Raw genomic sequence first — 26,707 nt, 5'->3', positions numbered from 1 at the left:
GTGCCCCGGTCTACCTCGACCACGCCGCCTCCACGACGATGCTTCCCGAGGCTGTCGAGGCGATGACGGCTGTCTTCGCACGGCCCGGGAACGCCTCGTCGCTGCACGGATCGGGTCGATGGGCCCGACGCAAGCTCGAGGAGGCTCGCGAGTCCCTCGCCGCGTCGGTGGGGGCCCGCCCGTCGGAGGTGATCTTCACCGGTGGCGGAACCGAGGCCGACAACCTGGCGCTCAAGGGGCTCTACTGGGCCCGTCGCCGCAACAATCCCGAACGCCGCCGCGTGATCGTGTCCGCGGTCGAACACCACGCGGTGTTCGACCCCGCGATGTGGCTGGCCGACACGGGTGACGCAGAGTTGGTGATCGCGCCCGTCGACCGCGAGGGTTTCGTGTCACCGTCGTGGCTGCGCGACGAGTTGTCGCGGCACGCCGACGAGACCGCGGTCATCTCGGTGATGTGGGCCAACAACGAGGTGGGCACCATCCAGCCGATCGCCGACATCGCGGCGATCGGAGCCGAGTTCGGCGTCCCCGTCCATTCCGACGGCGTGCAGGCCGTCGGCCACATCCCCGTCGATTTCGCGGCGAGCGGTCTGTCGGCGCTCAGCCTGGCCGGCCACAAGTTCGGCGGCCCGCAGGGCGTCGGCGCGTTGCTGCTGCGTCGTGATGCCGATTGCGTCCCGCTGCTGCACGGCGGTGGTCATGAACGCGACGTCCGGTCCGGGACCCAGGACGTTGCCGGGGCGGTCGGGATGGCGGCGGCGCTGCGGTGCTCGGTGGACCGGATGCCCGAAGCCACCGAGCATGTCACCGCACTGCGCGATCGGCTGTTCGACATCCTGCTGGCACAGCCGGACACGACGGCCAACGGCCCACGCGACGATCGCCGGCTGCCCGGCAACGTGCACGTGTCGTTCGCGGGTTGCGAGGGTGACTCCCTTCTCATGCTGCTCGACGCCAACGGCGTCGAGTGTTCCACCGGCTCCGCCTGCACGGCCGGGGTCGCGCAGGCCAGTCACGTGCTGCTTGCGATGGGTCTCGACGTCGCCACCGCGCGCGGGTCGCTGCGCTTCTCGCTGGCACCGAGCACCACGGCCGCCGACGTCGCGGCGGTCGGTGAGGTGATCGGTCAGGTTGTCGAGCGCGCCCGTGCCGCCGGGCTCGTCTCGTCTCGGACAGGGGAGGGACGCTGATGCGAGTACTCGCAGCGATGAGCGGCGGAGTCGACTCGTCGGTGGCTGCGGCTCGGGCCGTCGAGGCCGGTCACGACGTCGTCGGCGTGCACCTCGCGCTCTCGACGGCTCCCGGAGCGCTGCGCAGCGGGTCGCGCGGGTGCTGTTCGCGCGAGGATGCCTCGGATGCGCGGCGGGTCGCCGATGTTCTCGGAATCCCGTTCTACGTCTGGGATTTCGCCGACCGATTCAAAGACGATGTGATCGACGAGTTCGTCGACGCGTACGCCGCGGGCCAGACGCCCAACCCGTGCCTGACGTGCAACGAGAAGATCAAGTTCGCGGCCCTCGCGCAGAAGGCGATCGCGCTCGGGTTCGATGCCCTGGCCACCGGCCACTACGCGCGACTGGTTGACGCTGAGCTACGCCGCGCCGTCGACGAGGACAAGGATCAGTCCTACGTGCTGGCGGTCCTGACCGCCGAACAGTTGCAGCGCGCGATGTTCCCCATCGGGGACACCCCGAAGAGCGAGATCCGCGCCGAGGCGGCCCGTCGTGGGCTCGCCGTCGCGACCAAGCCGGACTCGCACGACATCTGCTTCATCCCGACCGGCGACACCCGGGCCTTCCTCGGCGCCCGGATCGGCATCCGCCCGGGTGCGGTGGTCGACGCCGACACCGGTGTGCGCCTCGGCGAGCACGAGGGCGTCCACGGTTTCACCATCGGTCAGCGCAAGGGGCTCGGCATTGAGGCGCCCGCCGCCGACGGGAAGCCGCGCTACGTCACCGACATCGATCCGGAGTCGGGCACGGTGACCGTCGGATCCGCCGCCCACCTCGACGTCTGGTCGATCACCGCGAATCGCGCCGTCTGGACCTCCGGGGAGGTGCCCGACGGCACGGTCGAGGCGATGGTCCAGGTGCGCGCCCACGGCGGACTCGCGCCCGTGCGCGCCACCCCGACGGTCCGCGACGGTGTGCCCATGATCGAGATCGCGCTGTACGAGCCGTTGACCGGCGTGGCCAAGGGACAAGCGGCGGTGCTTTATCTTCCCGACGCGCAGCGCGGTGACCTGGTGCTCGGTTCCGGGCGCATCGTCGCGACGGACTCGGATCCGAGGTCCGGGGCGCGGCGCGACACCAGCGCGGCCGGCGTCGACGCGTGAACGCGTCACTCGTCGGTCTCTCCGGCGGGGTCGGCACGGGCATCGGGTCGATGCCGGGCACCGATCCGCGCGAGGCGGCTTCGGTGATCAACGGCGAACTCGACTTGGCGCATCTTGCCGAGCTACCGGGGCGCGGCCTGGGTGCCGACATGGTCGGTCGGATGGCCGCGGTGCTCGTCGACCTGCCCATGGACGCTGGGACGTGGGGCTATCGGCTCGCGGCGCGCGGATCATCGGTGTCGCGGCGCGCGCGCGACTTCCTCAACGCCGACCTCGATGCGGTCGAAGAGCTCTGGGACACAGCAGGTTTCATCGGCACCGGGCGCATGTTCAAGATCCAGGTGTGTGGTCCGTTCACCTTCGCCGCGTCCGTGGAGCTGTCGGCGGGACACAAGGTGCTACGCGATCACGGGGCGTGGCGCGACGTGGTCGCCTCCACCGCAGAGGGCGTGCGCGCACTGGCCGACGAGGTCATCCGCAGACTCGGCGCCGAGGTCGTCGTCCAGCTCGACGAACCTATGATCGGACCGGTCATCGACGGCACCGTCAAGCCGCTGACCCGTTTCGACACCATTCGCTCCGTTCCGGTTCCCGACATCGTCGAGTCCCTGACCGGCATCGTCGACCACGTCGGTCGTCCGGTGATCGTGCACAGCTGTGCCGCACCACGCTGGGAACTCATCGAACGGCTCCGGGATGTGGCCTGGTCGCTGGACGTGACCTCACCCGACACCGCCGACCTCGACGGCATCGGCGCGCTGATCGATCGCGGTGACGTGTTGGTCGCCGGTGTCGTCCCGAGCGTGCGGGTCGGTCGTGCGCTGCGCGCCGAGCAGATCGCCACCGGCCTCGCGGCGCTGACCGACCGTATCGGACTGGATCGGAAAGTGCTGTCGGAGAAGGTGATCGTCAGTCCCACCTGTGGTCTGGCCGGCGCGGAGGCCGACTGGGCGAAGACCGCGCTGGCGGTCTGTGCCAAGGCGGGCGAACTGCTCACCGCGGATCCCGACGCCCTATAGTGGTCTCCGGTCCTCACCGCGCGTCGAGCTTCGCGATCGACTTCTTCGGTGCGACGATCTGATAGCTCGAGTCGAGGAGTTCACCCACCTCGACCCAATCCGTCGACTCCGCCAGGAGCAGTCCGAGCCAACCGTAGGGGCCCACGTACGCGGGCAGGTAGAAGCGCGAATCCTCCAGCAGCGCCGGCCTTTCAGACTCGTCGGGGAGGAACAGGACCGACCGGTCGCGTCGTTCACCGCCCTTTATGCTGCCGCCGAAGATCCCGAACATCTTGCCGCACCGGAATGTCGGCCGTCCGTGCGCGATCGCCTCGGTGGCGTCGGGCAACGCGAGTGCGATCTCCCGGACGCGGCGCAGCAGCGGGTCGTCGTCGTCGAACATGACGGGATGGGGCACGACTTTCAGGGTAGGTCACCGCGCCGTCGGTGAGCGGCGAGCGTGGGAAGGCCCTGTCGGGCGCCTTCGCTAGTCTCATGGGCGTGGTTGAAGATGGCGGCACCCCGGGCGTGGGCACAGAGATCGGCACCGACCTGCGTGATCAATGGAGCGCGCTCGCGGAGGAGATCCGCGACCACCAGTTCCGCTATTACGTCAAGGACGCGCCGATCATCTCCGACGGAGAGTTCGACCGGCTCCTGCACCGGTTGCAGGAGCTCGAGGACGCCCATCCCGAGCTGGCCACTCCCGACTCGCCCACCAAGCTGGTCGGCGGCGGGTTCTCCACGGCCTTCACGCCGGTCGACCATCTCGAACGGATGCTGTCGCTCGACAACGTCTTCGACGCCGACGAGATGCGCGCCTGGGTCTCGCGGGTCACCGATGAACTCGGCAGCGGCGTCGAGTACCTGTGCGAGTTGAAGATCGACGGTGTCGCGTTGAGTTTGGTCTACCGCGACGGCGTGCTCAGCCACGCGGTCACCCGGGGAGACGGTCGCACCGGTGAGGACGTGTCGCTCAACGCGCGCACCATCTCCGAGGTCCCGCAGCGGTTGACCGCCACCGCGGACTACCCGATTCCCGAGGTGCTCGAGGTGCGTGGCGAGGTGTTCTTCCGGGTGGAGGATTTCGAGGCGCTCAACGCCTCGCTCGTCGCCGACGGCAAGGCGCCGTTCGCCAATCCCCGCAATTCGGCGGCCGGCTCGTTGCGGCAGAAGAACCCGCAGATCACCGCACGCCGCAGGCTGCGCATGATCTGTCACGGCATCGGCCACACCGAGGGGTGGCGTCCGGAGTCGTTGCACGATGCCTATCTCGCTATCGGGGCGTGGGGGCTACCGGTGTCGACGCACACCTCGAAGGTGACCGGTGCCGCGGCGATCCTCGACAAGATCGCCTACTGGGGTGAGCACCGCCACGACGTGGAACACGAGATCGACGGGATCGTGGTGAAGGTCGACGATTTCGCCTATCAGCGCCGTCTCGGCGCCACCTCCCGTGCGCCGCGGTGGGCGATCGCGTACAAGTACCCGCCCGAGGAGGCCACCACCAAACTGCTCGACATCAAGGTCGGGGTCGGCCGCACGGGCCGGGTCACGCCGTTCGCCTTCATGGCACCGGTGCTCATCGCGGGTTCGACGGTGTCGCGGGCGACCCTGCACAACGAGTCGGAGGTCCGCCGCAAGGGCGTGCTGATCGGCGACACCGTCACCATTCGCAAGGCGGGCGACGTGATCCCGGAGGTACTCGGACCCGTCGTCGACGTCCGCGACGGCAGCGAGCGGGAATTCGTCATGCCCACCCACTGCCCGGAATGCGGCACCGAGTTGCGGCCGGAGAAGGACAGCGACGTCGACATCCGCTGTCCCAACGCCGAGTCCTGTCCCGCGCAGCTGCGTGAGCGGGTGTTCCACCTCTCCGGACGCGGATCGTTCGACATCGAGGCCCTCGGCTACGAGGCCGCCACCGCCTTGCTGACCTCCGGTGTCATCACGAACGAGGGAGATCTGTTCTCGCTCACCGCCGACGACCTCGCCAAGACCGATCTGTTCACCACCAAGGCCGGCGCCCTGTCCGCGAACGGGAAGCGGCTCCTCGCGAATCTCGAAGGCGCGAAGAAGGTTCCGCTGTGGCGGGTGCTGGTGGGCCTGTCGATCCGACATGTCGGCCCGACGGCGGCGCGGGCGCTGGCCACCCAATTCGGGTCACTGCAGGCCATCGACGACGCGAGCGTCGAGGACCTCGAAGGTGTCGAGGGGCTCGGGGCGACCCTGGCCCAGAGCATCCACGACTGGTTCACCGTCGACTGGCATCGCGAGATCGTCGAGAAGTGGCGCGCCGCAGGCGTCTCCATGGAAGACGAACGCGACGAGTCGATCCCGCGGACCCTTGAGGGCAAGACCGTCGTGGTGACCGGTTCGCTGCAGGATTTCTCCCGCGACGGAGCCAAGGAGGCGATCCTGGCCAGGGGTGGCAAGGCGTCGGGTTCGGTGTCGAAGAAGACCGACTACGTCGTCATCGGCGATTCACCCGGCAGCAAGGCGGCCAAGGCCGAGCAGCTCGGTGTCCCGATCCTCGACGAGGACGCGTTCAAGCACCTGTTGGAGACCGGTGTCGCCACCGAGGTCGACGAGTGACGAAACCTTCCGCTGCCCTTAGCCTTCCGCGCGCAAAACGGTGCTGACGATCCCGGCGAGATAGCCGAGCCGGGCCACCTCCGATGGCCGGAAGTCCGGGCCGCCGATCCGGCCGAGGAGGATCGCCTTCTCGCCGGTCCCCAGCGGTGCGGCCGCCAGCCGGGTGTCATGGTCCTGCCAGGTGGCAGGTACCCACTCGGCTGTGCCGTCGAGCGCGCGGGCGGTGTCGATCGGCAGCCAGTCGGCCCGGGTGAGTGGTGTCTCCGGCGCACCCGAGCTGCCGAACAGTTGCAGGACCCCACCGCCGGCGCTGGTGATGACCATCGCCCAGGACACGCGCAGCACCCGGGGTGCGTTGTCGACGAGCACCTGTAGACGATTCCGGTCGGCGGTCGCCACCTGATCGACGAGTTCGAGTTCCCGGTGGGTGTCGAGGAGTCCGGTGTAGGGCCGGATCGAGTCGACCCGGACACCTTTGAGCTTCTCCGCCGCGGTGATCAGGCCGTCCGGGAGCGAACCGGGCGCGATGTCGACGACGAGGTCGTCGACGGCATAACCCTCGCCTCGCTCGACGACCTCCAGCGACAGGATGTCGGCGCCCACCGAGCCGAGCTGTACGGCGAGCAGTCCGAGGCTGCCCGGTCGATCCTCGAGGTAGACGCGCAGCAGGTACGACACGTGCGCCATTCTCGCACTGCGATGTGATCGCCACGTGACGGGGAGGTCACTGTCGCAACCCGCGGTGTGCGACGCCGAGGCGAGAACCGGTGACCACTGCGGGATCGCCGCGACCGCCTCCCATAGGGTGGTGGGGAACAGGCACGACACGGTGGAGAAAGGGGCTGGCATGTCCGGCGGATCAGAGTCGGCGATCTCCCGGGAGGAGGTCGCGCACCTCGCGCGGCTGTCCCGTCTCGCGCTGACCGACGACGAACTCGATCAGTACGCGCAGCAACTCGACTCGATTCTGGCCCACGTCGCCCAGGTCTCCGAGGTGGCCGCCGACGATGTGCCCGGCACCGCACACCCAGCCGAGCTGGCCAACGTGCTGCGCCCCGACGTGGTGGTGCCCGGTCTGTCCACCGAGGAGGCCCTGTCGGGCGCACCCGCCGTCGAGCAGGACCGGTTCGCCGTTCCGCAGATCCTGGGAGAGGAACAATAGTGAGTTCCGCTACACGCGCCGCCGGGGACATCACCGGCCTGTCTGCCGCCGACCTCGCGCGCAAGATCGCGGCCCGCGAACTGTCCTCCGTTGAGGTGACCACCGCACATCTGGACCGGATCGCCGAGATCGACGACCAACTCGGGGCGTTCCTGCACGTCAGCGGTGCCGAGGCGCTGGTGGCCGCCAAGGCCGCCGACGATGCGATCGCGGCGGGCGAGGCGCCGTCGCCGCTGGCAGGTGTGCCCATCGCGCTCAAGGATGTCTTCACCACCGTCGACGCTCCGACGACGTGCGGTTCGAAGATCCTCGAGGGCTGGGTGCCGCCGTACGACGCTGCGGTGACGGAGCGTCTGCGGGCCGCGGGTATCCCGATCCTCGGCAAGACCAACATGGACGAGTTCGCCATGGGCAGTTCCACGGAGAACTCCGCCTACCAGGTGACGCGCAATCCGTGGGACACCACCAAGATTCCGGGCGGATCGGGTGGCGGCAGCGCCGCGGCGCTGGCGTCCTACCAGGCCCCGCTGGCGATCGGCACCGACACCGGCGGGTCGATCCGGCAGCCGGCCGCGGTCACCGCGACCGTCGGTGTGAAACCCACCTACGGCACCGTGTCCCGCTACGGGCTCGTCGCATGCGCGTCGTCGTTGGACCAGGGCGGCCCGTGCGGTCGCACGGTCGAGGACACCGCTTTGCTGCACGCGGTGATCGCCGGGCACGACCACCGCGACTCCACGTCGATCGACGCACCTGTGCCGGATGTCGTTGCGGCCGCGAAATTCGGTGCGGAGCAAGATCTCTCGGGAGTTCGGATCGGTGTGGTCACCGAGTTGGGCGGCGAGGGCTACCAGGCCGGTGTGCTCGACTCGTTCCACGCCGCGCTCGCGGTGCTCACCGATCGCGGTGCAGAGGTCGTCGAGGTCTCTTGCCCGCACTTCACCTACGCCCTCGGCGCCTACTACCTGATCCTGCCCTCGGAGGTGTCGTCGAACCTCGCCCGTTTCGACGCCATGCGCTACGGCCTGCGCGTCGGCGACGACGGCACACACAGCGCCGAGGAGGTCATGGCGCTGACCCGCGAGGTGGGCTTCGGTCCGGAGGTCAAGCGCCGGATCATGATCGGCACCTACGCGCTGTCGTCCGGCTATTACGACGCCTACTACGGTCAGGCACAGAAGGTCCGCACGCTGATCGCCCGCGATTTCGCCGCGGCGTTCTCCCAAGTCGACGTACTGGTGTCACCGACCACTCCGACGACGGCGTTCGCCATCGGGGAGAAGGTCGACGACCCGCTCGCGATGTACCTGTTCGACCTGTGCACCCTGCCGGTCAATCTGGCGGGCGTCGGTGCGATGTCGGTGCCCTCGGGCCTGTCCGCCGACGACGGTATGCCGGTCGGCCTGCAGATCATGGCTCCCGCCCTCGCCGACGATCGGCTCTACCGGGTCGGCGCCGCCTACGAGGCAGCGCGCGGTCCGATCGAACCCTCCTGACCTGTCGTCGGGACGACGTCCGGGTGTCGAACGGGTCGACACCCGGCAGAGTGCCGTGTTGCCCACTAGATTGAGTCCGTAGGAGTCGCAAGCGGTCGGCAAGAAAGGTCTACGGCATATGGCCAAGAGGTTCGGCATTCTCACCAGCGGCGGCGACTGCCCTGGACTCAACGCGGTCATCCGCGGCGCAGTACTGAAGGGTGGAACCGTCTACGGCCATGAGTTCGTCGGCTTCAAGGACGGCTGGTACGGACTCGTCTACGGCGACATCATGGAACTCGACCGTTCGGTAGTGCGTGGTCTGTCGAATCAGGGCGGAACGATCCTGGGCACCAGTCGATTCGGGCCGTACTCGGAGCCCGACGGCGGTCCGGAGAACATCAAGAAGGTGCTGAAGAATCTTGGCATCGACGGGGTGATCGCGATCGGCGGGGAAGGTACCGCATCGGCGTCGAAGCGGTTGTTCGAAGACGGCATCAACATTGTCGGTGTCCCGAAGACGATCGACAACGACATCGACGCCACCGACTACACCTTCGGTTTCAACACGGCGGTCGAGATCGCCACCGAGGCCATCGACCGACTGCGTACCACCGGCAACTCCCACAAGCGCTGCATGGTGCTCGAGGTCATGGGCCGCCATGCCGGATGGATCGCGCTGCACTCCGGTATCGCCGGGGGCGCACACGCGATCCTGATCCCCGAACAGCCCGAGAGCCTCAATCAGGTCTGTGCCTGGGTGACCAGCGTCAAGAACCGCGGACGTTCGCCGATGGTGGTCGTCGCGGAGGGCTTCAAACTGCCCGACATGGAACAGGCCCACTCGACGAAGGGGCTTGACGGCTTCAACCGTCCACGGCTCGGCGGTATCGCTGAGGTGCTCGCCCCGCTGATCGAGGAACGCACCGGCATCGAAACACGCGCCACCGTCCTCGGCCACATCCAGCGCGGGGGTGTGCCCAGTGCTTATGACCGGGTGCTGGCCACCCGCTTCGGCATGGCGATCAGCGATCTCGTCGCCGACAAGGCGTGGGGCAAGATGGTCGCGCTGCGCGGCACCGAGATCGAGCGCATCACGTTCGACCAAGCGCTGGCCAACCCCAAGCAGGTGCCCACCGACCAGTATCAAGAGGTCCGGGTCATCTTCGGCTAACCGACCCGGGCACGTGCGACCCACGTTCGTCCCCCGGCTGCGCGAGGTTCCCGGCTGCAGACGGAGGACGATCGCGGACCCCGGGGGGACGAACCGTCGGGTCAGACGGCTGCCGGCGGGTAGGGCGCGGGCGGGTTGGCCTCGGGGAGTGACGGCGGGGTCGCCGGCTCGCGGGGGATCACGATCCACAGCGCGATATAGAGGAGAACCTGAGGGCCCGGCAGCAGGATCGAGACGACGAACAGTGCACGCACGATGGCGGCGTCCCATCCGAAGCGTTTGGCGATCCCTCCGCAGACGCCGCCAAGCCAGGCGTCGTCGCGTGAGCGCATCAATCGTGGGGTGGTCGGAGCCGGTGTGGTCATCTTGTTTCCTTTCCTATGCCATCGACGCTACGCACGCACCAGCCCCGCGGCATCGGGGTTTCTCCCTGATCCGACCCGGGTTTTCCACGGAGCGTCGTGGCGCCGTATTCCGGGTGCGCGCCTGCTGGGGTGCGCCGATCTGAGGTCACCCGTGCGGCCGGAGTCCGTGGTGGCGCAATATGATGGCACTCATGACTGCCGCTGCCACCGAACTGCTCGACTACGACCAGGTCATCGCGGATTTCGATCCCGTTCTGGGTCTCGAGGTCCACGTGGAGTTGGGCACCGAGACCAAGATGTTCTGCGGCTGCCCGACCGCATTCGGGGCCGAGCCGAACACCCAGGTCTGCCCGGTGTGCATCGGTCTGCCCGGTTCGCTCCCGGTGGCGAACGTGAAGGCCATCGAGTCCGCGATCCGCATCGGGTTGGCACTGAACTGCTCGATCCGGCCGTCGAGTGTGTTCGCCCGCAAGAACTACTTCTATCCCGATCAGCCGAAGAACTACCAGATCTCGCAGTACGACGAGCCGATCGCCTTCGACGGGCACCTCGACGTCGTCCTCCCGGACGGCACCGAGTGGCGCGTCGACATCGAACGCGCCCACATGGAGGAGGACACCGGTAAGTCGCTGCACGTGGGTGGTGCGACCGGGCGTATCCACGGGGCGAGTCATTCGCTGCTGGACTACAACCGCGCCGGGGTGCCGCTGGTGGAGATCGTCAGCAAGCCCATCGTCGGGGCGGGTGAGCGGGCACCGGAGGTCGCGCGTGCCTACGTCACCGCACTGCGGGACCTGCTCAAGGCGCTCGGGGTGTCCGACGTCCGGATGGATCAGGGCTCGTTGCGGTGCGACGCGAACGTCTCGCTGATGCGCAAGGACGCCACCGAGTTCGGGACGCGCACCGAGACCAAGAACGTGAACTCGCTCAAGAGCGTCGAGATCGCGGTGCGCTACGAGATGCAGCGTCAGGCGGCGGTGTTGGAGTCCGGCGCCGAGGTCGTCCAGGAGACCCGCCATTTTCACGAGGGTCAGGGCACCACCTCGCCCGGCCGTCGCAAGGAGACCGCCGAGGACTACCGCTACTTCCCGGAGCCGGATCTCCCTCCCGTGCAGCCCGATCCGGCGTGGATCGATGAACTCGCGACCACGCTGCCGGAGATGCCGTGGGTCCGTCGGGCCCGTATCCAGGAGGATTGGGGTGTCTCTGACGAGGTCATGCGGGACCTGGTGAACGTCGGCGCCGTCGACCTCATCATCGAGACCGTGGAGGCCGGCGCGAGTCCGGAGGCCGCACGCGGCTGGTGGGTGGCCTTCCTCGCGCAGCAGGCGAACTCACGCGGCGTCGAACTGGCCGAGCTGCCGATCTCGCCGACGCAGGTCGCCACCATCATCGGCCTCGTCGACGAGGGCAAGCTGACCACCAAGCTCGGGCAGCAGGTCGCCGCCGCCGTCCTCGACGGCGAAGGTGAGCCCGAACAGATCGTCGCCGACCGGGGCCTCGAGGTGGTGCGCGACGACACGGCGCTGCAGAAGGCCGTCGACGAGGCACTCGCCGCCAACCCGGACATCGCCGACAAGATCCGGGGCGGCAAGGTGGCGGCCGCGGGCAAGATCGTCGGCGATGTGATGAAAGCCACCCGCGGACAGGCTGACCCGGCGCGCGTCAAGGAACTCGTCCTCGCCGCCTGCTCCTGACCCACATCCGCTGGTTCTTCCGCCAGACTTCGGATCGCTCCCCTCCTCCAGAGGGTGGACGGTCTGAAGTCCGGAGGAAGAACTGTTTAGGTGCTCGCGGTGGGGGCGCGGTGGGTGGAGGCGTTAGGTGCGGTCTTCCGACGACGACGGGGGCAGCCATTTGACGACGCGATCGTCGGTGCTGACGGGGTTGCCCGAGGTCCGGTTCACCGTGGCGAACTGCAGGACTCCGTTGTCGAGGGCGACCATGCGCCCCAGTGCCCCATAGCGTTTCTCCAACACGACGGTGGGTGGGGTGATCGCGGGCTTGTCCCGGGTTGGTTCGGTGAGCGCCTGGATCTGCTGTGTCCGCGTGGTGGACACATAGATGCTGCCCGCCGTCGCGGCGCAGCCGGCGATCTGCGGACGGTCCGGCCACGTCCACAGCACCTTGGGGCCTGCCGATTCCAGCACCTGTAGCCGGTCTTCGGTCGCGGTCTGATCCGCCACATACAGCGATCCGCTGGCCGCGCTCGGGCACAGCGAGACATTCGATCCGAGTCCGGACGCGAGCACGCGCGGGGGTGGGTTCGCCCGCGAACTGAACGACGTCACGAGCAGGATCTTGCCTGCCAGTGACGTCGGATCCGCTGCCGCCGCAGGGTTTCCGGCGTTGCCGGTGGCCACGACGAGTTCGCCCGGTGTCCGGAAGTACATGGCGCCCATGTTGCCCGTCGCACCCTTCGGGATACCCGCGACGATGGGCTTGGGCACATCGCCGGGCGCGACCCGCACGATCCGGTTGTCCGATGCGGTCGTGATGAGGGCGTAGATCAGTCGGTCCTGCGCATACGTGGGGGAGAAGGCGAAGTCGATCAAACCGCCGTCGCCCGAGGCATCCACCGGGATGGTCGCGAGAACACGTTGCGGCCCATACCTTTTGGTGGTGATGATCTTTCCGGTGGTGCGCTCGGCAACCACTGTGACATCCCCGCGGTCGTCGCCGGGCATCACACCCGCGGTGGACTGCAGGCAGGTCGCGATCACGGCGGGGTCGGGATCCACACACGGCCCCGGCGGCGGCGGAACGAGCGGCTCGGTGGGCGACGGGCGCGGTTGCTCGCGCTGTGCAAAGGACTCGTCGTTGGCACTGAACGGACCGGCGTCCTTCGCCCGGTCCTGGGCGCTGAAGTCCGCGCACCCGGTCAGCAGCACCAGGATCGCGAGGAGGGCGACGACGGTCGAGGTGCCGGCACCGCGACGGTCAGCCGGCTTCGACATATGTCGCCGGTCAGCGATCGTCGGCCACCCCTTGCGCATGGCACCACAGTAGGCGATCAATGCCGACTCACCGCGCGCTGCTGGGTCGCGCAAGCGGCCGGTGCGCCTAGAGTCGGGCATGTGAGCGAACGTGACCAGCCTGCGACGGGCGGCAGTCCGTACGACGAACCGACCGGTGTGATCCCGATCGGCGACGACGCGCCGATGCGCCGACGCTGGGTGTCCGGCGACGATCGGGACTCCTTCTCCAGCAGCCGTGCTGTGCCCGATGTGTCGTCGATGTCGCGGGTGGAGGAACTCGACGACATCGATCCCGCGGATCTGGAGACGCGTCGGGTCACCGCACGTCCGGTGACAGAGCCCGCGTCCACCGACCCCGCGCCCGCCGACCCCGCACCCACCGAGGCGGCGCCCACCGCGGCGGCGGCAGAGGCCGGGCCCCCTCAGGTCGCGCCGACCGCAGCAGAGACCGGGCCCACTCAGGCCGCGCCCACCGCAGCAGAGACCCCGCCCACTCAGGCCGCGCCCACCCAGGCCGTGCCCACCCAGGCAGTGGCGGAGGGCGTGCCGACCGAGGGCATGTCGAGCGACACCATGTCGGCGCCTCGTACACCACCGACCGCCGAACCCCCCGCTGTCACAACTCCCGCTTTCGCAACCCCTGCTGTCACAACCCCTGCTGTCACGACCCCCGCCGTCGCACCCCCGGCAGCCGACAGCTTCGACACCACGCCCATCGCCGTCGACGATCTCACGCAGCCGGGTGGACCCGGGGACACCGACTCGTCGTATCTGGCCGCCGAACAACTCGACGACGCACGCCGGCGGGCGAGGCGGGGCACGCTCGACGTCGGTCTGCTGCTGCTGAGGTGCGCGGTCGGGCTGATCGCGCTGGCACATGGGACGCAGAAGCTCTTCGGCTGGTGGGACGGGCCGAGGCTGTCGGGATTCGAGGACTTCCTGATCAACGCGCCGAGTCCGGCAATCGGCTTCGATCCCGACGCCGCACGTGTGCTGGCGATTCTCGGCGCGTTGTCGGAGACGCTGGGCGGGTTGATGCTCGTACTCGGTCTGTTCACGCCGATCGCGGCCTCCGCCGTCCTCGGCGTTATGCTCGTCGCCTCCGCCTACAAGGCGACGCTGGCCGGCGGCGTCTGGTTCTTCGCCGCCGACCACGGCGGCGGCATCGAATATGAGGGGCTGCTGGCGGTCTGCGCGGTGGTGATCATCCTGACCGGCCCCGGTCTCATCTCGCTCGACGCGCCGAGAGGTTGGGCCCGACGGCCCGCCTGGGGCTCCGCCGCCCTGGTCATCGTCGCGATCGGTGCCGCCGTCGCCGTCTGGGTGGCGTTCAACGGCACCAACCCGTTCACGTCGCCGGGCAACCCGACGACGTGAACGATCCCGCGGATGTCAGTCGACCTGACGCACCGCACCGCGGTCGGCGGACGTCGCCAGCTTGGCGTAGGCGCGCAAGGCGGTCGTGACGGTCCGCTGGCGGTCCTTCGGCTGCCAAGGGCGTTCGGATGCCTCCATCTTGGCGCGCCGTTCGGCGAGCACGTCGTCGTCGACGAGAACCTCGAGCCGACGGGTCTTGACGTCGATCACGACGTGGTCGCCATCCTCGACGAGCCCGATAACGCCACCGGCGGCCGCCTCCGGTGAGATGTGACCGACCGAGAGACCCGACGATCCGCCCGAGAACCGGCCGTCGGTGATGAGGCCACACTTGCGGCCCATCCCGGTGCCCTTCATGAACGCCGTCGGGTGCAGCATCTCCTGCATACCGGGGCCTCCGGACGGTCCCTCGTAGCGAACCACGAGCACCTCCCCGGCCTGCAGGGTCTTGGAGAGGATGACGTGGACGGCGTCCTCCTGGCTCTCGACGACCCGCGCCGGGCCCTCGAAATGCCACAGGTCCTCGTCGATGCCCGCGGTCTTGAGCACGGCACCGTCCTCGGCGAGGTTGCCATGCAGCACGCACAGTCCGCCCTCAACGGTGTAGGCGTGGGCGCGGTCGCGGATGCATCCGCCCTCGGCGTCGGTGTCGAGCGAAGTCCACCGGTTCGCCGTCGAGAACGGTGTCGTCGTCCGCACACCGCCGGGTGCGGCGTGGAACAGTTCGAAGGCCTCGTCGATTGCCTTGCCCCCGCGGATGTCCCAGTCGTCGAGGAACTGCCCGAGGGTCGGCGAGTGCACCGTCGACGCGGTGTCGTCGATCAGACCGGCACGGCGCAGCTCACCCAGGATCGCGGGGATTCCGCCGGCCCGGTGCACGTCCTCCATGTGGAAGTCGGAGTTCGGTGAGACCTTGGACAGGCACGGCACGTTCCGGCTGATCTCGTCGATGACCTTCAGATCGAAGTCGGCGACCTCACCTTCCTGCGCGGCCGCCAGGATGTGCAGCACGGTGTTGGTCGAACCGCCCATCGCCACATCGAGTGCCATCGCGTTACGGAAGGCCGTGGGGGAGGCGATGTTGCGCGGCAACACCGACGCGTCGTCGTCGCGGTACCAGCGGGTCGCAGCCTCCACGACGACGCGTCCGGCACGGTCGAAGAGCGCGCGTCGAGCCTCGTGGGTGGCCAGCGTGGAACCGTTGCCCGGCAGTGCCAGGCCGAGGGCCTCGGTGAGACAGTTCATCGAGTTCGCGGTGAACATGCCCGAGCAGGAACCGCAGGTCGGGCAGGCGGAACGCTCGACCTCATCGAGCCCGTCCTCGTCGACGTCGCTGTTGGCCGACGCGGAGATCGTGGTGATCAGATCCGACGACGGGAACGCCACATCGCCGACGACGACCGCCTTGCCGGCCTCCATCGGGCCGCCCGACACGAACACCGTCGGGATGTTCAGGCGCATCGCGGCATTCAGCATGCCGGGAGTGATCTTGTCGCAGTTGGAGATACAGACCAGCGCATCGGCCGTGTGGGCGTTGACCATGTATTCGACCGAGTCGGCGATGATCTCGCGGCTCGGGAGTGAGTACAGCATGCCGCCGTGTCCCATGGCGATTCCGTCGTCGACGGCGATCGTGTGGAACTCACGCGGCACCCCGCCCGCGGCGCGCACCGCGTCCGCCACGATCTCGCCGACGTCCTTGAGGTGCACGTGTCCGGGTACGAACTGGGTATAGGAGTTGGCGATCGCGACGATCGGCTTGCCGAAGTCGTCATCTGTCATACCGGTGGCCCGCCACAGGGAGCGGGCGCCGGCGGCTTCTCGTCCGACGGTGGTGGTGCGTGACCTCAGAGCTGGCATGGACTTCCTCCATGATCGGTGTGAGTCCGCGTTTGCGGTGGTCGCGGTGAATCCGGCTGGGTGTCAGGCTACTCCGCGGCGACGTGGCGGAACAAAACCATCTGGGGCCGCCGACGAGCGATTCGGTGATGCCGGCGTCGGTCAGATCCCGGGCTTTGTTTCACCTCAATCGAGGTCGGCGTACGGGTCGGGGATGCGGCCCCCGCTGGCCGCCGACAGTTGCGGCAGGTCGCGAAAGGTGATCGCGGGCAGGCGAACCTTGGTGTCGTTGAGCAGGACAGCCCGCACCGCACCCCAGCGCGCGAACTGCAGACCGTCGATCTCCTCCCATGGGATCTCGCGTCTGCCGAAGGTGCCCACCGCTTCGATGCCGTCGTCGGTCACGATCGTGCGCAGCCGCCAGATCCACCATCCGAGCACCACCGGGATCACCAGTGTCCATCCCAGCCAGGCCAGCGACGCCCCGGCGAGGATTACCGTCACCACGAACGTCATCGGGACCGCGAAGTATGCGACCCGGCTGATGCGGAACGTGTGTTGGGTGTCGCGGCCGGCGTCGGGCTCCGACGACGCGGCCGGGTCCGGGGAGTCTGTGGGTGGGGTAGGCACGCCCGTCATTGTCGCATCCGTCGAAGAGTGCCGATTCACCTCCGCCTTCTCACGATGTGGGACGGCAGTGACCGGAGTTTGACTCGGTGATGGACGCGGTCCTACCGTGAAGGCGTGATGTCACTTGGGAATCTCGTAGTAATCGGCCGGCGCGTCGTCGCCTGACCGGTCACTTCGTAGACCCACCAGACATCGACGCGCCACCCTCGATCAGCCCAGCTGTCGAGGGTTTTTTCTTGTCAACAATCAGAAATCAGAAGATGAGGAACGTGCAGTGAGCGCACCAACAGCACGAACCGGCGCCGGGAGCGCAGCGAGCGGGCCGCATTCCAGCAGCGCCGGGAGCGCAGCGAGCGGGCCGTATCCCAGCAGCGCCGCCACTGCGGCGAGCGCCGACACCGCCCACCAGGCGGCGCCGCGACAGCAATCCCCGGCGGGCGGCAACCTGCGAGCCGTCGGCCAGCACACGGTGGCGCCCGAGCGCGTCAGCGGAGCCCAGTCGGTCGTCCGTTCCCTCGAGGAACTCGGCGTAGAGATCGTCTTCGGCATCCCGGGCGGTGCGGTCCTGCCGGTGTACGACCCGCTGCTCGACTCGAAGAAGGTCCGCCACGTCCTGGTTCGTCACGAGCAGGGCGCCGGCCATGCCGCCACCGGGTATGCGCAGGTCACCGGCCGCGCGGGCGTCATGATGGCGACCTCCGGTCCGGGTGCGACCAACCTCGTCACCCCGCTCGCGGACGCGCAGATGGATTCGGTTCCGGTGGTCGCGATCACCGGGCAGGTCGGACGCGCGCTGATCGGTACCGATGCCTTCCAGGAGGCCGACATCTCCGGCATCACCATGCCGGTCACCAAGCACAATTTCCTGGTCAGCAACGCCCTCGACATCCCGCGGGTGATCGCCGAGGCCTTCCACATCGCCGAGAGTGGCCGTCCCGGAGCGGTTCTCGTCGACATCCCGAAGGACATCCTGCAGAGTCAGACGACGTTCGCGTGGCCTCCGCAGTTCGACCTGCCCGGCTACCGGCCGGTGATCAAGCCGCACGGCAAGCAGGTGCGCGAGGCCGCCCGGCTGATCGGCGCTGCCAAGTCGCCGGTGCTGTATGTCGGTGGCGGCGTCATCAAGGCGAACGCGTCGGCCGAACTGCTCGAACTCGCCGAGCTGACCGGTATCCCGGTGGTCACGACCCTGATGGCGCGTGGCGCGTTCCCCGACAGCCACCAGCAGCACCTGGGCATGCCCGGAATGCACGGCACCGTCGCCGCCGTGGCGTCGCTGCAACGCAGTGATCTGCTGATCACGCTCGGCGCACGTTTCGACGACCGGGTCACCGGCCAGCTCGACTCGTTCGCCCCGAACGCCAAGGTGATCCACGCCGACATCGATCCGGCCGAGATCGGTAAGAACCGGCATGCCGACGTGCCCATCGTCGGGGACTGCAAGGCGGTCATCACCGACCTCATCGAGACCATCCGCAACGAGCGGGCGACGACGACCGCCGCGCCGGATCTGTCGGAGTGGTGGAGCTACCTCGACGGGATCCGCCGCACCTATCCGCTGAGTTACGACCGGCAGACCGATGGGTCGATGTCGCCGGAGTTCGTGATCTCGCAGATCGGGCGGACCGCCGGACCGGATGCGATCTATTGCGCCGGCGTCGGACAGCACCAGATGTGGGCGGCTCAGTTCATCCACTACGAGAAGCCCCGGACCTGGCTCAACTCGGGCGGGTTGGGCACGATGGGATACGCCGTGCCCGCCGCCATGGGCGCCAAGATGGCCGCCCCCGACACCGAGGTGTGGGCCATCGACGGTGACGGTTGCTTCCAGATGACCAACCAGGAGTTGGCCACCTGCGCGATCGAGGGCATCCCGATCAAGGTCGCCCTGATCAACAACGGCAACCTCGGCATGGTGCGGCAGTGGCAGACGCTGTTCTACGAAGAGCGCTACTCGAACACCGACCTCGCCACCCACTCACGGATGATCCCGGACTTCGTCAAGCTCGCGGAGGCGTTGGGCTGCGCGGCGTTCCGGGTGGAGCGTGAGGCCGACGTCGACCAGGTCATCGCGAAGGCCCGGGAGATCAACGACCGCCCGGTCGTCATCGACTTCATCGTCGGCAAGGACGCCCAGGTGTGGCCGATGGTCGCGGCCGGCACCGGCAACGACCAGATCATGGCGGCCCGCAACATCCGGCCGCTGTTCGACGACGACGAGTCCGCCTCGGATCCGGTCGACATCCACGAGACGATGGCCAAGCCCGACAAAGCGGCGCCGGGGAAGGACAAGAAGTGAGCAGCACACATACCCTCAGCGTTCTGGTCGAGGACCGTCCGGGTGTGCTCGCCCGCGTGGCGAGCCTGTTCTCGCGGCGCGGGTTCAACATCGAGTCGCTCGCGGTGGGGCCCACCGAGCTCAAGGGCATGTCGCGGATGACGATCATGGTCTCCGTCGAGGACTTCCCGCTCGAGCAGGTCACCAAGCAGCTGAACAAGCTGATCAACGTGATCAAGATCGTCGAGCAGGACCCGGCGAGTTCGGTGACGCGGGAACTGATGATGATCAAGGTCCGCTCTGATGCGACCGTCCGCAACGAGGTCGTCGACGTGGTCAACCTGTTCCGCGCGAAGGTCATCGACGTGTCGCCCGAGTCGATGACCATCGAGGCGACCGGCACCGCGGAGAAGCTCGAGGCGCTGCTGCGGATGCTCGATCCGTACGGTATCCGCGAGATCGCGCAGTCGGGTGCGGTCACGTTGGGCCGCGGGCCGAAGAGCATGTCGGCCAACCGCTGACCGCGGTACGCGAGCCGCACACAAACGAAGTACACAGGCTCTCGAGGACGACGTACGGCCTTGAGGGACAACAGATATCGAAGGGAATTCAACTGTGGCGATCGAACTGTTCTACGACGACGACGCCGATCTGTCGATCATCCAGGGCCGCAAGGTCGCGGTGATCGGCTACGGCAGCCAGGGACATGCGCACTCGTTGTCGCTGCGTGACTCCGGCGTCGACGTCGCGGTCGGCCTGCGCGAGGGGTCGAAGTCGCGCGAGAAGGCGACCGAGCAGGGTCTCAAGGTGATGACCAACGCCGAGGCGGCAGCATGGGCCGACGTCATCATGGTGCTGGCACCGGACACCTCGCAGGCGAAGATCTTCACCGAGGACATCGAGCCGAATCTCAAGGACGGCGACGCGCTGTTCTTCGGCCACGGCCTCAACATTCACTTCGGTCTCATCAAGGCGCCGGCCAACGTCACCGTCGGCATGGTCGCACCGAAGGGCCCCGGCCACCTCGTGCGTCGCCAGTTCGTCGACGGCAAGGGCGTGCCCTGCCTGATCGCCATCGATCAGGACCCGAAGGGTGAGGGCCAGGCGCTCGCACTGAGCTACGCCAGCGCCATCGGCGGTGGCCGCGCCGGAATCATCAAGACCACCTTCAAGGAGGAGACCGAGACCGATCTCTTCGGTGAGCAGGCCGTCCTGTGCGGTGGCACCGAGGAACTGGTCAAGACCGGCTTCGAGGTCATGGTCGAGGCCGGGTATGCCCCGGAGATGGCCTACTTCGAGGTGCTGCACGAGCTCAAGCTGATCGTCGACCTCATGTACGAGGGCGGCATCGCGCGCATGAACTACTCGGTGTCCGACACCGCCGAGTTCGGCGGCTATCTGTCGGGCCCGCGTGTCATCGACTCCGACACCAAGGAGCGCATGCGCGGCATCCTGCGCGACATCCAGGACGGCACCTTCGTCAAGCGTCTCGTCGCCAACGTCGAGGGTGGCAACAAGGAACTCGAGGATCTGCGCCGGCGCAACGCCGAGCACCCGATCGAGGTCACCGGCAAGAAGCTGCGCGACCTGATGAGCTGGGTTGATCGTCCGATCACCGAGACCGCCTGAGCGACTTCTGCGACAAGTTCCCCCGTCTGCGGTGAAGCAGGCGGGGGACGTTGTCATTTGCGGTGCTGTCGCCGCGGTGGATATGAGAACGGCCCCGAGACCAGCGTCTCGGGGCCTTTCTCAAATGCCTGTCAGATCGGGCGGTACCCGCCGTACTGCGGCAGCGAGCCGATGCGCCGGAGGATCGGAGCCATGTTGGTGCCGGTCTCCGGGCCCACGCAGGCCAGGAAGTAGTAGGCGTTGACCATTCCGATGAGGCGGTCACCGACGACGACCGGGCTGCCCGAATCGCCTTCGATCACACACATCTGGCTGAAGTGCACGCCGCTGTCGGAGAACCACGCCACACCGCAGGTGTCGCCGGTCGTGCGGCCGGCCTTGCACAGCACGGTCGGGAACGCGGGGGGTGCGGTGTCGATCCGGTTGATGGTGACGCCGCGGACGGTGCGCAGCGGGACGACCCGGGCCGGGTCGAACTCGATGATCGCGATGTCGAGGTCGCTCGCGGAGTAGGTGATCGTGCCGGCCTGGCCGCGGTCCTGGAAGGTCTCGGAATAGACCTTCTGTCCGGGCTTTCCGCAGTGCCCGGCGGTGATGCCGATGAGTTTGCCGGTGTTGGACTTACCGATCGTGGTCAGCGTGCACGCCGATGCCGAATTGCCGCCCTTGAGCACCAGGATGCCCGACCCACCGCCGAGATAGATCTTCGCCGGTGCGGCCACGGCGGAGCCTGCCCCCCAGCCGGTCAGCACGGTCGCGGCCAGAACCGCCAGCAGTGCTGTCAGCTTCCTAATCATTCACTCTCCACTCTTCGGCGCACCACAACTGTTTCGGCACGAGGCTGCGCGCCGCGGGCCAAGCACACCGTACCGGCCACCGCCCGAGCCGCGTGAAGCGAGGAATGGTCCCGGGGTTGGTTTGCAACCGTTTCGTAATGCCGATCACACTGTACCTGCGTTTCGGATCGCACAGGACCGGTGCAGCATACCGGCTGAATCGCTGATCGGCCCGACAACTAAGCTGTCCGGGTGAGTGATTCGGATCGGTCCACCCGGCCGCCGAATGCTCACCAACCCGAGCCCACCAACCCCGACCATGGAGAATACTGTGACCTCAGCTGGCCGTCCGGTCGTTCTGATCGCCGACAAACTGGCTCCCTCGACAGTCGAAGCACTCGGCGACGACGTCGAGGTGCGCTGGGTCGACGGTCCCGACCGGCCCAAGCTACTCGAAGCGGTCGCCGACGCCGACGCGATCCTGGTCCGCTCGGCCACCACCGTGGATGCCGAGGTGCTGGAGGCGGCACCCAAGCTGAAGATCGTGGCCCGCGCCGGCGTCGGACTCGACAATGTCGACGTCCCCGCGGCCACGCAGCGCGGCGTCATGGTGGTCAACGCGCCGACCTCGAACATCCACACCGCCGCCGAACACGCCATCGCCCTGCTGATGTCGGCGGCGCGGCAGATTCCCGCGGCCGACGCGACGCTGCGTGAGCACACCTGGAAGCGGTCGTCGTTCAACGGTGTCGAGATCTTCGACAAGACGGTCGGCGTGGTCGGTCTGGGCCGGATCGGACATCTCGTCGCGGCCCGGCTGGCCGCGTTCGAGACGTCGATCATCGCCTATGACCCGTATGTCCCGCCGGCCCGCGCCGCGCAGCTGGGTATCGAGCTCGTCAGCCTCGACGAGCTGCTCGAGCGTGCCGACTTCATCACGGTGCACCTCCCGAAGACCCCCGAGACGTTGGGCCTCATCGGTTCCGAGCAGCTGGCCCGCACCAAGAAGGGTGTGGTCATCGTGAACGCCGCGCGCGGTGGTCTGGTCGACGAGCAGGCCCTCGCCGACGCGATCAATTCCGGTCACGTGCGGGCCGCAGGCCTCGACGTCTACGCCACCGAGCCCTGCACCGACTCGCCGCTGTTCGAGCTTCCGCAGGTCGTCGTGACACCGCATCTGGGTGCCTCGACCAGCGAGGCCCAGGACCGCGCGGGCACCGACGTCGCCAAAAGTGTCCGCCTGGCGCTCGCCGGACACTTCGTGCCGGACGCGGTCAACATCACCGGTGGTGCCGTCGACGAGGACGTCGCGCCCTGGCTCGACGTCGCCCGCAAACTCGGTGTCCTGGTGGGCGTCATCAGCAAGGAGCCGCCGACCTCGCTGGTCGTCGACGTGCGCGGCGAGCTGGCCGCCTACAGCGTCGAGGTGCTCGGACTCGCGGCGCTGCGCGGCCTGTTCTCGGCGGCGCTCGATGAACCGGTCACCTTTGTCAACGCCCCGGCGGTGGCCGCCGACCGCGGTGTCACCAGTGAGGTCACCACAGCTCCGGAGAGCCCCAACCACCGCAGCGTCGTCGATGTGAGGGCGGTCTACGCCGACGGATCGTCCCACAACGTCTCGGGCACGCTCACCGAGCCACGGCTCGTGGAGAAGATCGTCAACATCAACGGCCGCAACTTCGACCTGCGCGCCGAGGGCCACAACCTGCTGGTCAGCTATGCCGACCAGCCGGGCTCGCTCGGCAAGATCGGTACGTTGCTGGGCAACGCCGGTATCGACATCCGCGCGGCGGGTCTGTCTCAGGACGCCGAAGGCGCGGGCGCGACCGTGATGCTGCGCGTCAGCGATCCGCTCGACGACGAGCTTCTCGCCGCCATCGGCGATTCGGTTGGCGCGACCCTCATCGAACAGGTGGATCTGACATGAAACTCGCCGTGATCGCCGGTGACGGCATCGGACCCGAGGTGATCGGGGAGGCCGTCGCCGTCCTCGAGGCCGTCGTGCCCGAGGTGTCGACCACCGAATACGACCTCGGTGCGCGTCGCTATCACCGCAACGGGGAACTGCTGACCGACGACGATCTGGCGTCGTTGCGCAGCCACGACGCGATCCTGCTCGGCGCGATCGGCGACCCGTCGGTCCCGTCGGGCGTGCTCGAGCGCGGTCTGCTGCTGACCATGCGCTTCGCGCTCGATCACCATGTGAACCTCCGACCGGCCCGCCGGTTCCCGGGAGTGAGTTCACCGCTGGCCGGTGACCCCGAGATCGACTTCGTCGTCGTGCGCGAGGGAACCGAGGGTCCCTACACCGGCAACGGCGGGGCCATCCGCGTCGGCACGCCCCACGAGGTCGCCACCGAGGTCAGCGTCAACACCCGGTTCGGCATCGAACGGGTGGTGCGCAACGCCTTCGAACGTGCCCGCACGCGGCGCAAGAAGCTCACGCTGGTGCACAAGACGAATGTGCTCACCTACGCGGGATCGATGTGGAGTCGGACCGTGGCCGAGGTGGGGCAGGAGTATCCGGACGTCACCACCGACTACTGCCATGTCGATGCGGCAACCATCTACATGGTCACCGATCCGGGCCGCTTCGACGTGATCGTCACCGACAATCTGTTCGGCGACATCATCACCGACATCGCGGCGGCGGTCACCGGTGGTATCGGTCTGGCCGCGTCGGGCAACATCGACGCGACCCGCACGAACCCGTCGATGTTCGAACCGGTGCACGGCAGTGCCCCCGACATCGCCGGACAGGGCAAGGCCGATCCGACGGCCGCCATCCTGTCCGTCGCGCTGCTGCTCGATCATCTCGGCGAGTCCGACGCCGCCGAGCGTGTCGAGAAGGCCGTCATCGACGATCTCGCCGATCGCGGTACGGCGAGCCTGAGCACGTCCGAAATCGGTGATCGGATTCGCAAGCGACTCTGAGTCGACGCATCCGCAAAAAGCGCTCCCACGCGGCGGGGACCATCATCGACCGTGGGTCGATGATGGTCCCCGCCGCGTGGGTGTTTGTGTGGGGCGCTTTACGGCTGTCGGATCAATTTCGTTGTGCATCAGGGGGAACCAGGGGAATCGCCGTCGGCGGAGTGAGTGCGGCGAGCGCGAAGGCCGCGGGGAAGCCGGCCGCGGGCGATGACGGCCCCGATCACCGCCTCGCTGTTCTCACCCTCGCCATCCGTCTCATATAGTGGACAACAACGTCCATGTGGTAGAACGCCTCGGTCGATCGGCCAACCGGTGTCCCGAGGGGTGGGACATGGGTGTGCGATAGTGTCGACCCATGCGTTTAGGACGAGTCGCCAGCCCGGACGGGGTCGCCTTTGTCTCCATCGAGGACGTCGACGGTGGTCCTCGGGCCCGTGAGATCGCCGAACATCCGTTCGGCACGCCGACGTTCACCGGCCGATCCTGGGCTCTGGCCGACGTGCGGCTGCTCGCGCCGATCCTGGCCTCCAAGGTGATCTGTATCGGCAAGAACTATGCGGCCCACATCGAGGAGATGGGTGGGGTCGCCCCCGCCGATCCGGTGATCTTCATCAAGCCGAACACTTCCATCGTCGGACCCGAGGTGCCGATCGTGCGCCCAGCCAATTCGCAGCGGGTCGACTTCGAGGGTGAGCTTGCGGTTGTCATCGGGCAGCCGTGCAAGGACGTGTCCGCGGCGAAGGCCAGGGATGTGATCCTGGGTTACACGGTGGCCAACGACGTCACCGCCCGTGATCAGCAGCAGGCCGACGGTCAGTGGACCCGCGCGAAGGGATACGACTCGTTCTGCCCGCTCGGGCCCTGGATCGAGACGGAGTTCGATCCCTCCGATGCGGAGCTCGTCACCGAACTCGACGGGGTGGTCAAACAGCGCTCGCGCACGTCGTTGATGATCCACGACGTGGGCGCGATCGTGGAATGGATATCGCGGGTGATGACGCTGCTCCCGGGGGACGTCATCCTGACCGGCACGCCGGAGGGAGTCGGCCCGATGGTCGCCGGACAACGTGTCTCGGTCACCGTCGAGGGGATCGGCACGCTCACCAACCCGGTCGTGGACAAGCAATGAGGAAGCCGAAGACCGCCCGTGTCAACGGGATCGAGATCGCCTACGAGGAGTTCGGGACCGGGCCGCTGGTCGTGCTCGTGATGGGTACCGGCAGCCCGGGCCGGGTGTGGCAGGCCCACCAGCAGCCCGCGCTGACGCGGGCCGGATACCGCGTCGTCACCTTTGACAACCGGGGTATCGCGCCGTCGTCGGAGTGTCCGGGCGGCTTCACCCAGGCCGACATGGTCGCCGACACCGCAGCTCTCATCGAACATCTCGGCGGTGGGCCGGCGCTCATCGCTGGTACGTCGTTGGGTGCGCGGATCACCCAGGAGCTCGCTCTGGCCCGCCCGGATCTGGTGAAGGCTGCCGTGATGATCGCCACCTACGGCCGCAACACCCCTCTGCAGCAGGCGATCTCGGCCGGTGAGCGCGCGCTCTACGACAACGGCATAACCCTGCCGCCCGACTACGAGGCGGCGATCACGGCCCATCTGAATCTCTCGCCACACACCCTCGACGACGATCGGACGGCCAAGGACTGGCTCGACATCATCGGTTTCTCGTCGCAGAAGGTGACCGCGGGTGTGCGTGCGCAGCTCGGGCTGCACGACCGCGAAGCCGAGCGTCTGGCCGCCTACCGCGCCATCACGCGTCCGTCGATGGTGATCGGGTTCGCCGATGACCGCACCCTGCCGCCGCGGCTGGCCCGCGAGGTCGCCGAGGCGATCCCGAGGGCACGCTACGAAGAGATCGAGCGCGCCGGACATTTCGGATACCTGGAACGGCCCGACGAGGTGAACCGACTGCTGCTGGAGTTCTTCGCCGAACACGCCTGAGGCCGACGGAGGCCGTTCGATAGCCTGATCAGCATGAGTGCCTCCGACGTTCGTGTCCGTTTCTGTCCGTCCCCGACCGGGACCCCGCACGTGGGACTGGCGCGGACCGCGCTGTTCAACTTCGCGCAGGCGCGCCACGACAAGGGGACCTTCGTCTTCCGGATCGAGGACACCGACGTCGCGCGTGACAGCGAGGAGTCCTACGCGGCGAT

24 protein-coding genes are annotated in these 26,707 nt (G+C 67.9%); 17 read left to right on the top strand and 7 right to left on the bottom strand.

Features of this window, described 5'->3' with window-relative positions; all coding sequences use genetic code 11:
• The 3 genes from GORHZ_RS27725 to GORHZ_RS27715 form a co-directional block, all read left to right on the top strand.
• Positions 1-1,193, top strand: a 1,193-nt coding sequence (locus GORHZ_RS27725) for a cysteine desulfurase family protein (protein WP_006339132.1), incomplete at its 5' end; no start/stop codon positions are given.
• Entirely contained in the window at positions 1,193-2,338 is a 1,146-nt protein-coding gene (gene mnmA / locus GORHZ_RS27720) for a tRNA 2-thiouridine(34) synthase MnmA (RefSeq protein WP_006339131.1), read from the top strand. The genes GORHZ_RS27725 and mnmA, both read left to right, overlap by 1 nt.
• 50 nt (positions 2,339-2,388) lie before the next feature.
• Positions 2,389-3,357: a uroporphyrinogen decarboxylase/cobalamine-independent methonine synthase family protein gene (locus GORHZ_RS27715; protein WP_051999110.1), complete on the top strand. Its 969-nt coding sequence runs from the start codon at positions 2,389-2,391 to the stop codon at positions 3,355-3,357.
• A 13-nt stretch (positions 3,358-3,370) separates the two neighbouring features.
• Here the strand turns inward: GORHZ_RS27715 and GORHZ_RS27710 are convergent, their stop codons facing one another.
• A complete protein-coding gene (locus tag GORHZ_RS27710; protein ID WP_006339129.1) occupies positions 3,371-3,754 on the bottom strand; it encodes an MmcQ/YjbR family DNA-binding protein in 384 nt (127 codons plus the stop codon).
• A gap of 77 nt (positions 3,755-3,831) precedes the next feature.
• On the opposite strand from GORHZ_RS27710, the gene ligA reads away from it, so the two are divergent.
• A complete protein-coding gene (ligA, locus tag GORHZ_RS27705; protein ID WP_051999109.1) occupies positions 3,832-5,931 on the top strand; it encodes an NAD-dependent DNA ligase LigA in 2,100 nt (699 codons plus the stop codon).
• A gap of 18 nt (positions 5,932-5,949) precedes the next feature.
• Here ligA and GORHZ_RS27700 read toward each other — a convergent pair whose 3' ends face one another.
• Positions 5,950-6,618: an ACT domain-containing protein gene (locus GORHZ_RS27700; protein ID WP_006339125.1), complete on the bottom strand. Its 669-nt coding sequence runs from the start codon at positions 6,616-6,618 to the stop codon at positions 5,950-5,952.
• A 160-nt stretch (positions 6,619-6,778) separates the two neighbouring features.
• Between GORHZ_RS27700 and gatC the strand changes: the two genes are divergently transcribed.
• The 3 genes from gatC (at position 6,779) to GORHZ_RS27685 (ending at position 9,742) form a co-directional block, all read left to right on the top strand.
• Positions 6,779-7,093 carry an Asp-tRNA(Asn)/Glu-tRNA(Gln) amidotransferase subunit GatC gene (gene gatC, locus GORHZ_RS27695; RefSeq protein ID WP_006339124.1) on the top strand — a complete coding sequence of 105 codons (315 nt, stop codon included), beginning with the start codon at positions 6,779-6,781 and terminating at the stop codon, positions 7,091-7,093.
• Positions 7,093-8,589: an Asp-tRNA(Asn)/Glu-tRNA(Gln) amidotransferase subunit GatA gene (gene gatA, locus GORHZ_RS27690; protein WP_006339122.1), complete on the top strand. Its 1,497-nt coding sequence runs from the start codon at positions 7,093-7,095 to the stop codon at positions 8,587-8,589. Before gatC ends, gatA begins: the two co-directional genes overlap by 1 nt.
• A 118-nt stretch (positions 8,590-8,707) precedes the next feature.
• Positions 8,708-9,742 carry a 6-phosphofructokinase gene (locus GORHZ_RS27685; protein WP_006339121.1) on the top strand — a complete coding sequence of 345 codons (1,035 nt, stop codon included), beginning with the start codon at positions 8,708-8,710 and terminating at the stop codon, positions 9,740-9,742.
• A 101-nt stretch (positions 9,743-9,843) separates the two neighbouring features.
• Here GORHZ_RS27685 and GORHZ_RS27680 read toward each other — a convergent pair whose 3' ends face one another.
• Entirely contained in the window at positions 9,844-10,107 is a 264-nt protein-coding gene (locus GORHZ_RS27680; protein ID WP_006339120.1) for a PspC domain-containing protein, read from the bottom strand.
• A gap of 191 nt (positions 10,108-10,298) precedes the next feature.
• On the opposite strand from GORHZ_RS27680, the gene gatB reads away from it, so the two are divergent.
• Positions 10,299-11,804, top strand: coding sequence for an Asp-tRNA(Asn)/Glu-tRNA(Gln) amidotransferase subunit GatB (gatB, locus tag GORHZ_RS27675; protein ID WP_006339119.1), 1,506 nt, complete (start codon positions 10,299-10,301; stop codon positions 11,802-11,804).
• A gap of 123 nt (positions 11,805-11,927) precedes the next feature.
• On the opposite strand, the gene GORHZ_RS27670 is transcribed toward gatB, so the two are convergent.
• A complete protein-coding gene (locus tag GORHZ_RS27670) occupies positions 11,928-13,064 on the bottom strand; it encodes a PQQ-dependent sugar dehydrogenase (RefSeq protein WP_157205386.1) in 1,137 nt (378 codons plus the stop codon).
• A 120-nt stretch (positions 13,065-13,184) separates the two neighbouring features.
• Between GORHZ_RS27670 and GORHZ_RS27665 the strand changes: the two genes are divergently transcribed.
• A complete protein-coding gene (locus GORHZ_RS27665) occupies positions 13,185-14,462 on the top strand; it encodes a DoxX family protein (protein ID WP_040533877.1) in 1,278 nt (425 codons plus the stop codon).
• Positions 14,463-14,477: 15 nt separating this feature from the next.
• Here the strand turns inward: GORHZ_RS27665 and ilvD are convergent, their stop codons facing one another.
• Both ilvD and GORHZ_RS27655 read right to left on the bottom strand, forming a co-directional pair.
• On the bottom strand, positions 14,478-16,322 hold the full coding sequence (ilvD, locus tag GORHZ_RS27660) for a dihydroxy-acid dehydratase (protein WP_006339116.1): 1,845 nt from the start codon (positions 16,320-16,322) through the stop codon (positions 14,478-14,480).
• 165 nt (positions 16,323-16,487) lie between these two features.
• On the bottom strand, positions 16,488-16,940 hold the full coding sequence (locus GORHZ_RS27655; protein WP_006339115.1) for a PH domain-containing protein: 453 nt from the start codon (positions 16,938-16,940) through the stop codon (positions 16,488-16,490).
• A gap of 265 nt (positions 16,941-17,205) precedes the next feature.
• Here GORHZ_RS27655 and GORHZ_RS27650 point away from each other — a divergent pair, with 265 nt between their 5' ends.
• The 3 genes from GORHZ_RS27650 (at position 17,206) to ilvC (ending at position 20,838) form a co-directional block, all read left to right on the top strand.
• Positions 17,206-19,230 carry an acetolactate synthase large subunit gene (locus GORHZ_RS27650; protein ID WP_040533876.1) on the top strand — a complete coding sequence of 675 codons (2,025 nt, stop codon included), beginning with the start codon at positions 17,206-17,208 and terminating at the stop codon, positions 19,228-19,230.
• Complete coding sequence (ilvN, locus tag GORHZ_RS27645; RefSeq protein ID WP_006339112.1) at positions 19,227-19,730, top strand: acetolactate synthase small subunit; 504 nt, start codon at positions 19,227-19,229, stop codon at positions 19,728-19,730. Before GORHZ_RS27650 ends, ilvN begins: the two co-directional genes overlap by 4 nt.
• Positions 19,731-19,824: 94 nt before the next feature.
• A complete protein-coding gene (gene ilvC, locus GORHZ_RS27640; protein ID WP_006339111.1) occupies positions 19,825-20,838 on the top strand; it encodes a ketol-acid reductoisomerase in 1,014 nt (337 codons plus the stop codon).
• Between the two features lie 131 nt (positions 20,839-20,969).
• On the opposite strand, the gene GORHZ_RS27635 is transcribed toward ilvC, so the two are convergent.
• Positions 20,970-21,635: a chymotrypsin family serine protease gene (locus GORHZ_RS27635; RefSeq protein ID WP_006339110.1), complete on the bottom strand. Its 666-nt coding sequence runs from the start codon at positions 21,633-21,635 to the stop codon at positions 20,970-20,972.
• Positions 21,636-21,945: 310 nt separating this feature from the next.
• Between GORHZ_RS27635 and serA the strand changes: the two genes are divergently transcribed.
• The 5 genes from serA to GORHZ_RS30455 form a co-directional block, all read left to right on the top strand.
• Positions 21,946-23,541, top strand: coding sequence for a phosphoglycerate dehydrogenase (gene serA / locus GORHZ_RS27630; protein ID WP_006339109.1), 1,596 nt, complete (start codon positions 21,946-21,948; stop codon positions 23,539-23,541).
• On the top strand, positions 23,538-24,548 hold the full coding sequence (locus GORHZ_RS27625) for a 3-isopropylmalate dehydrogenase (RefSeq protein ID WP_006339108.1): 1,011 nt from the start codon (positions 23,538-23,540) through the stop codon (positions 24,546-24,548). The genes serA and GORHZ_RS27625 overlap by 4 nt, the downstream gene beginning before the upstream one ends.
• Before the next feature lie 355 nt (positions 24,549-24,903).
• Complete coding sequence (locus GORHZ_RS27615) at positions 24,904-25,677, top strand: fumarylacetoacetate hydrolase family protein (protein WP_006339107.1); 774 nt, start codon at positions 24,904-24,906, stop codon at positions 25,675-25,677.
• A complete protein-coding gene (locus GORHZ_RS27610; protein ID WP_006339105.1) occupies positions 25,674-26,495 on the top strand; it encodes an alpha/beta fold hydrolase in 822 nt (273 codons plus the stop codon). The genes GORHZ_RS27615 and GORHZ_RS27610 overlap by 4 nt, the downstream gene beginning before the upstream one ends.
• A gap of 33 nt (positions 26,496-26,528) precedes the next feature.
• Positions 26,529-26,707, top strand: a 179-nt coding sequence (locus GORHZ_RS30455; RefSeq protein WP_006339102.1) for a glutamate--tRNA ligase family protein, incomplete at its 3' end; no start/stop codon positions are given.

The sequence above is a fragment of the Gordonia rhizosphera NBRC 16068 genome, assembly GCF_000298195.1.
In the GTDB taxonomy this organism is placed as follows: Bacteria; Actinomycetota; Actinomycetes; order Mycobacteriales; family Mycobacteriaceae; genus Gordonia; species Gordonia rhizosphera.
Note: the sequence above shows the minus strand (reverse complement) of the source record. Positions and strands in the feature narration are given on the sequence as shown.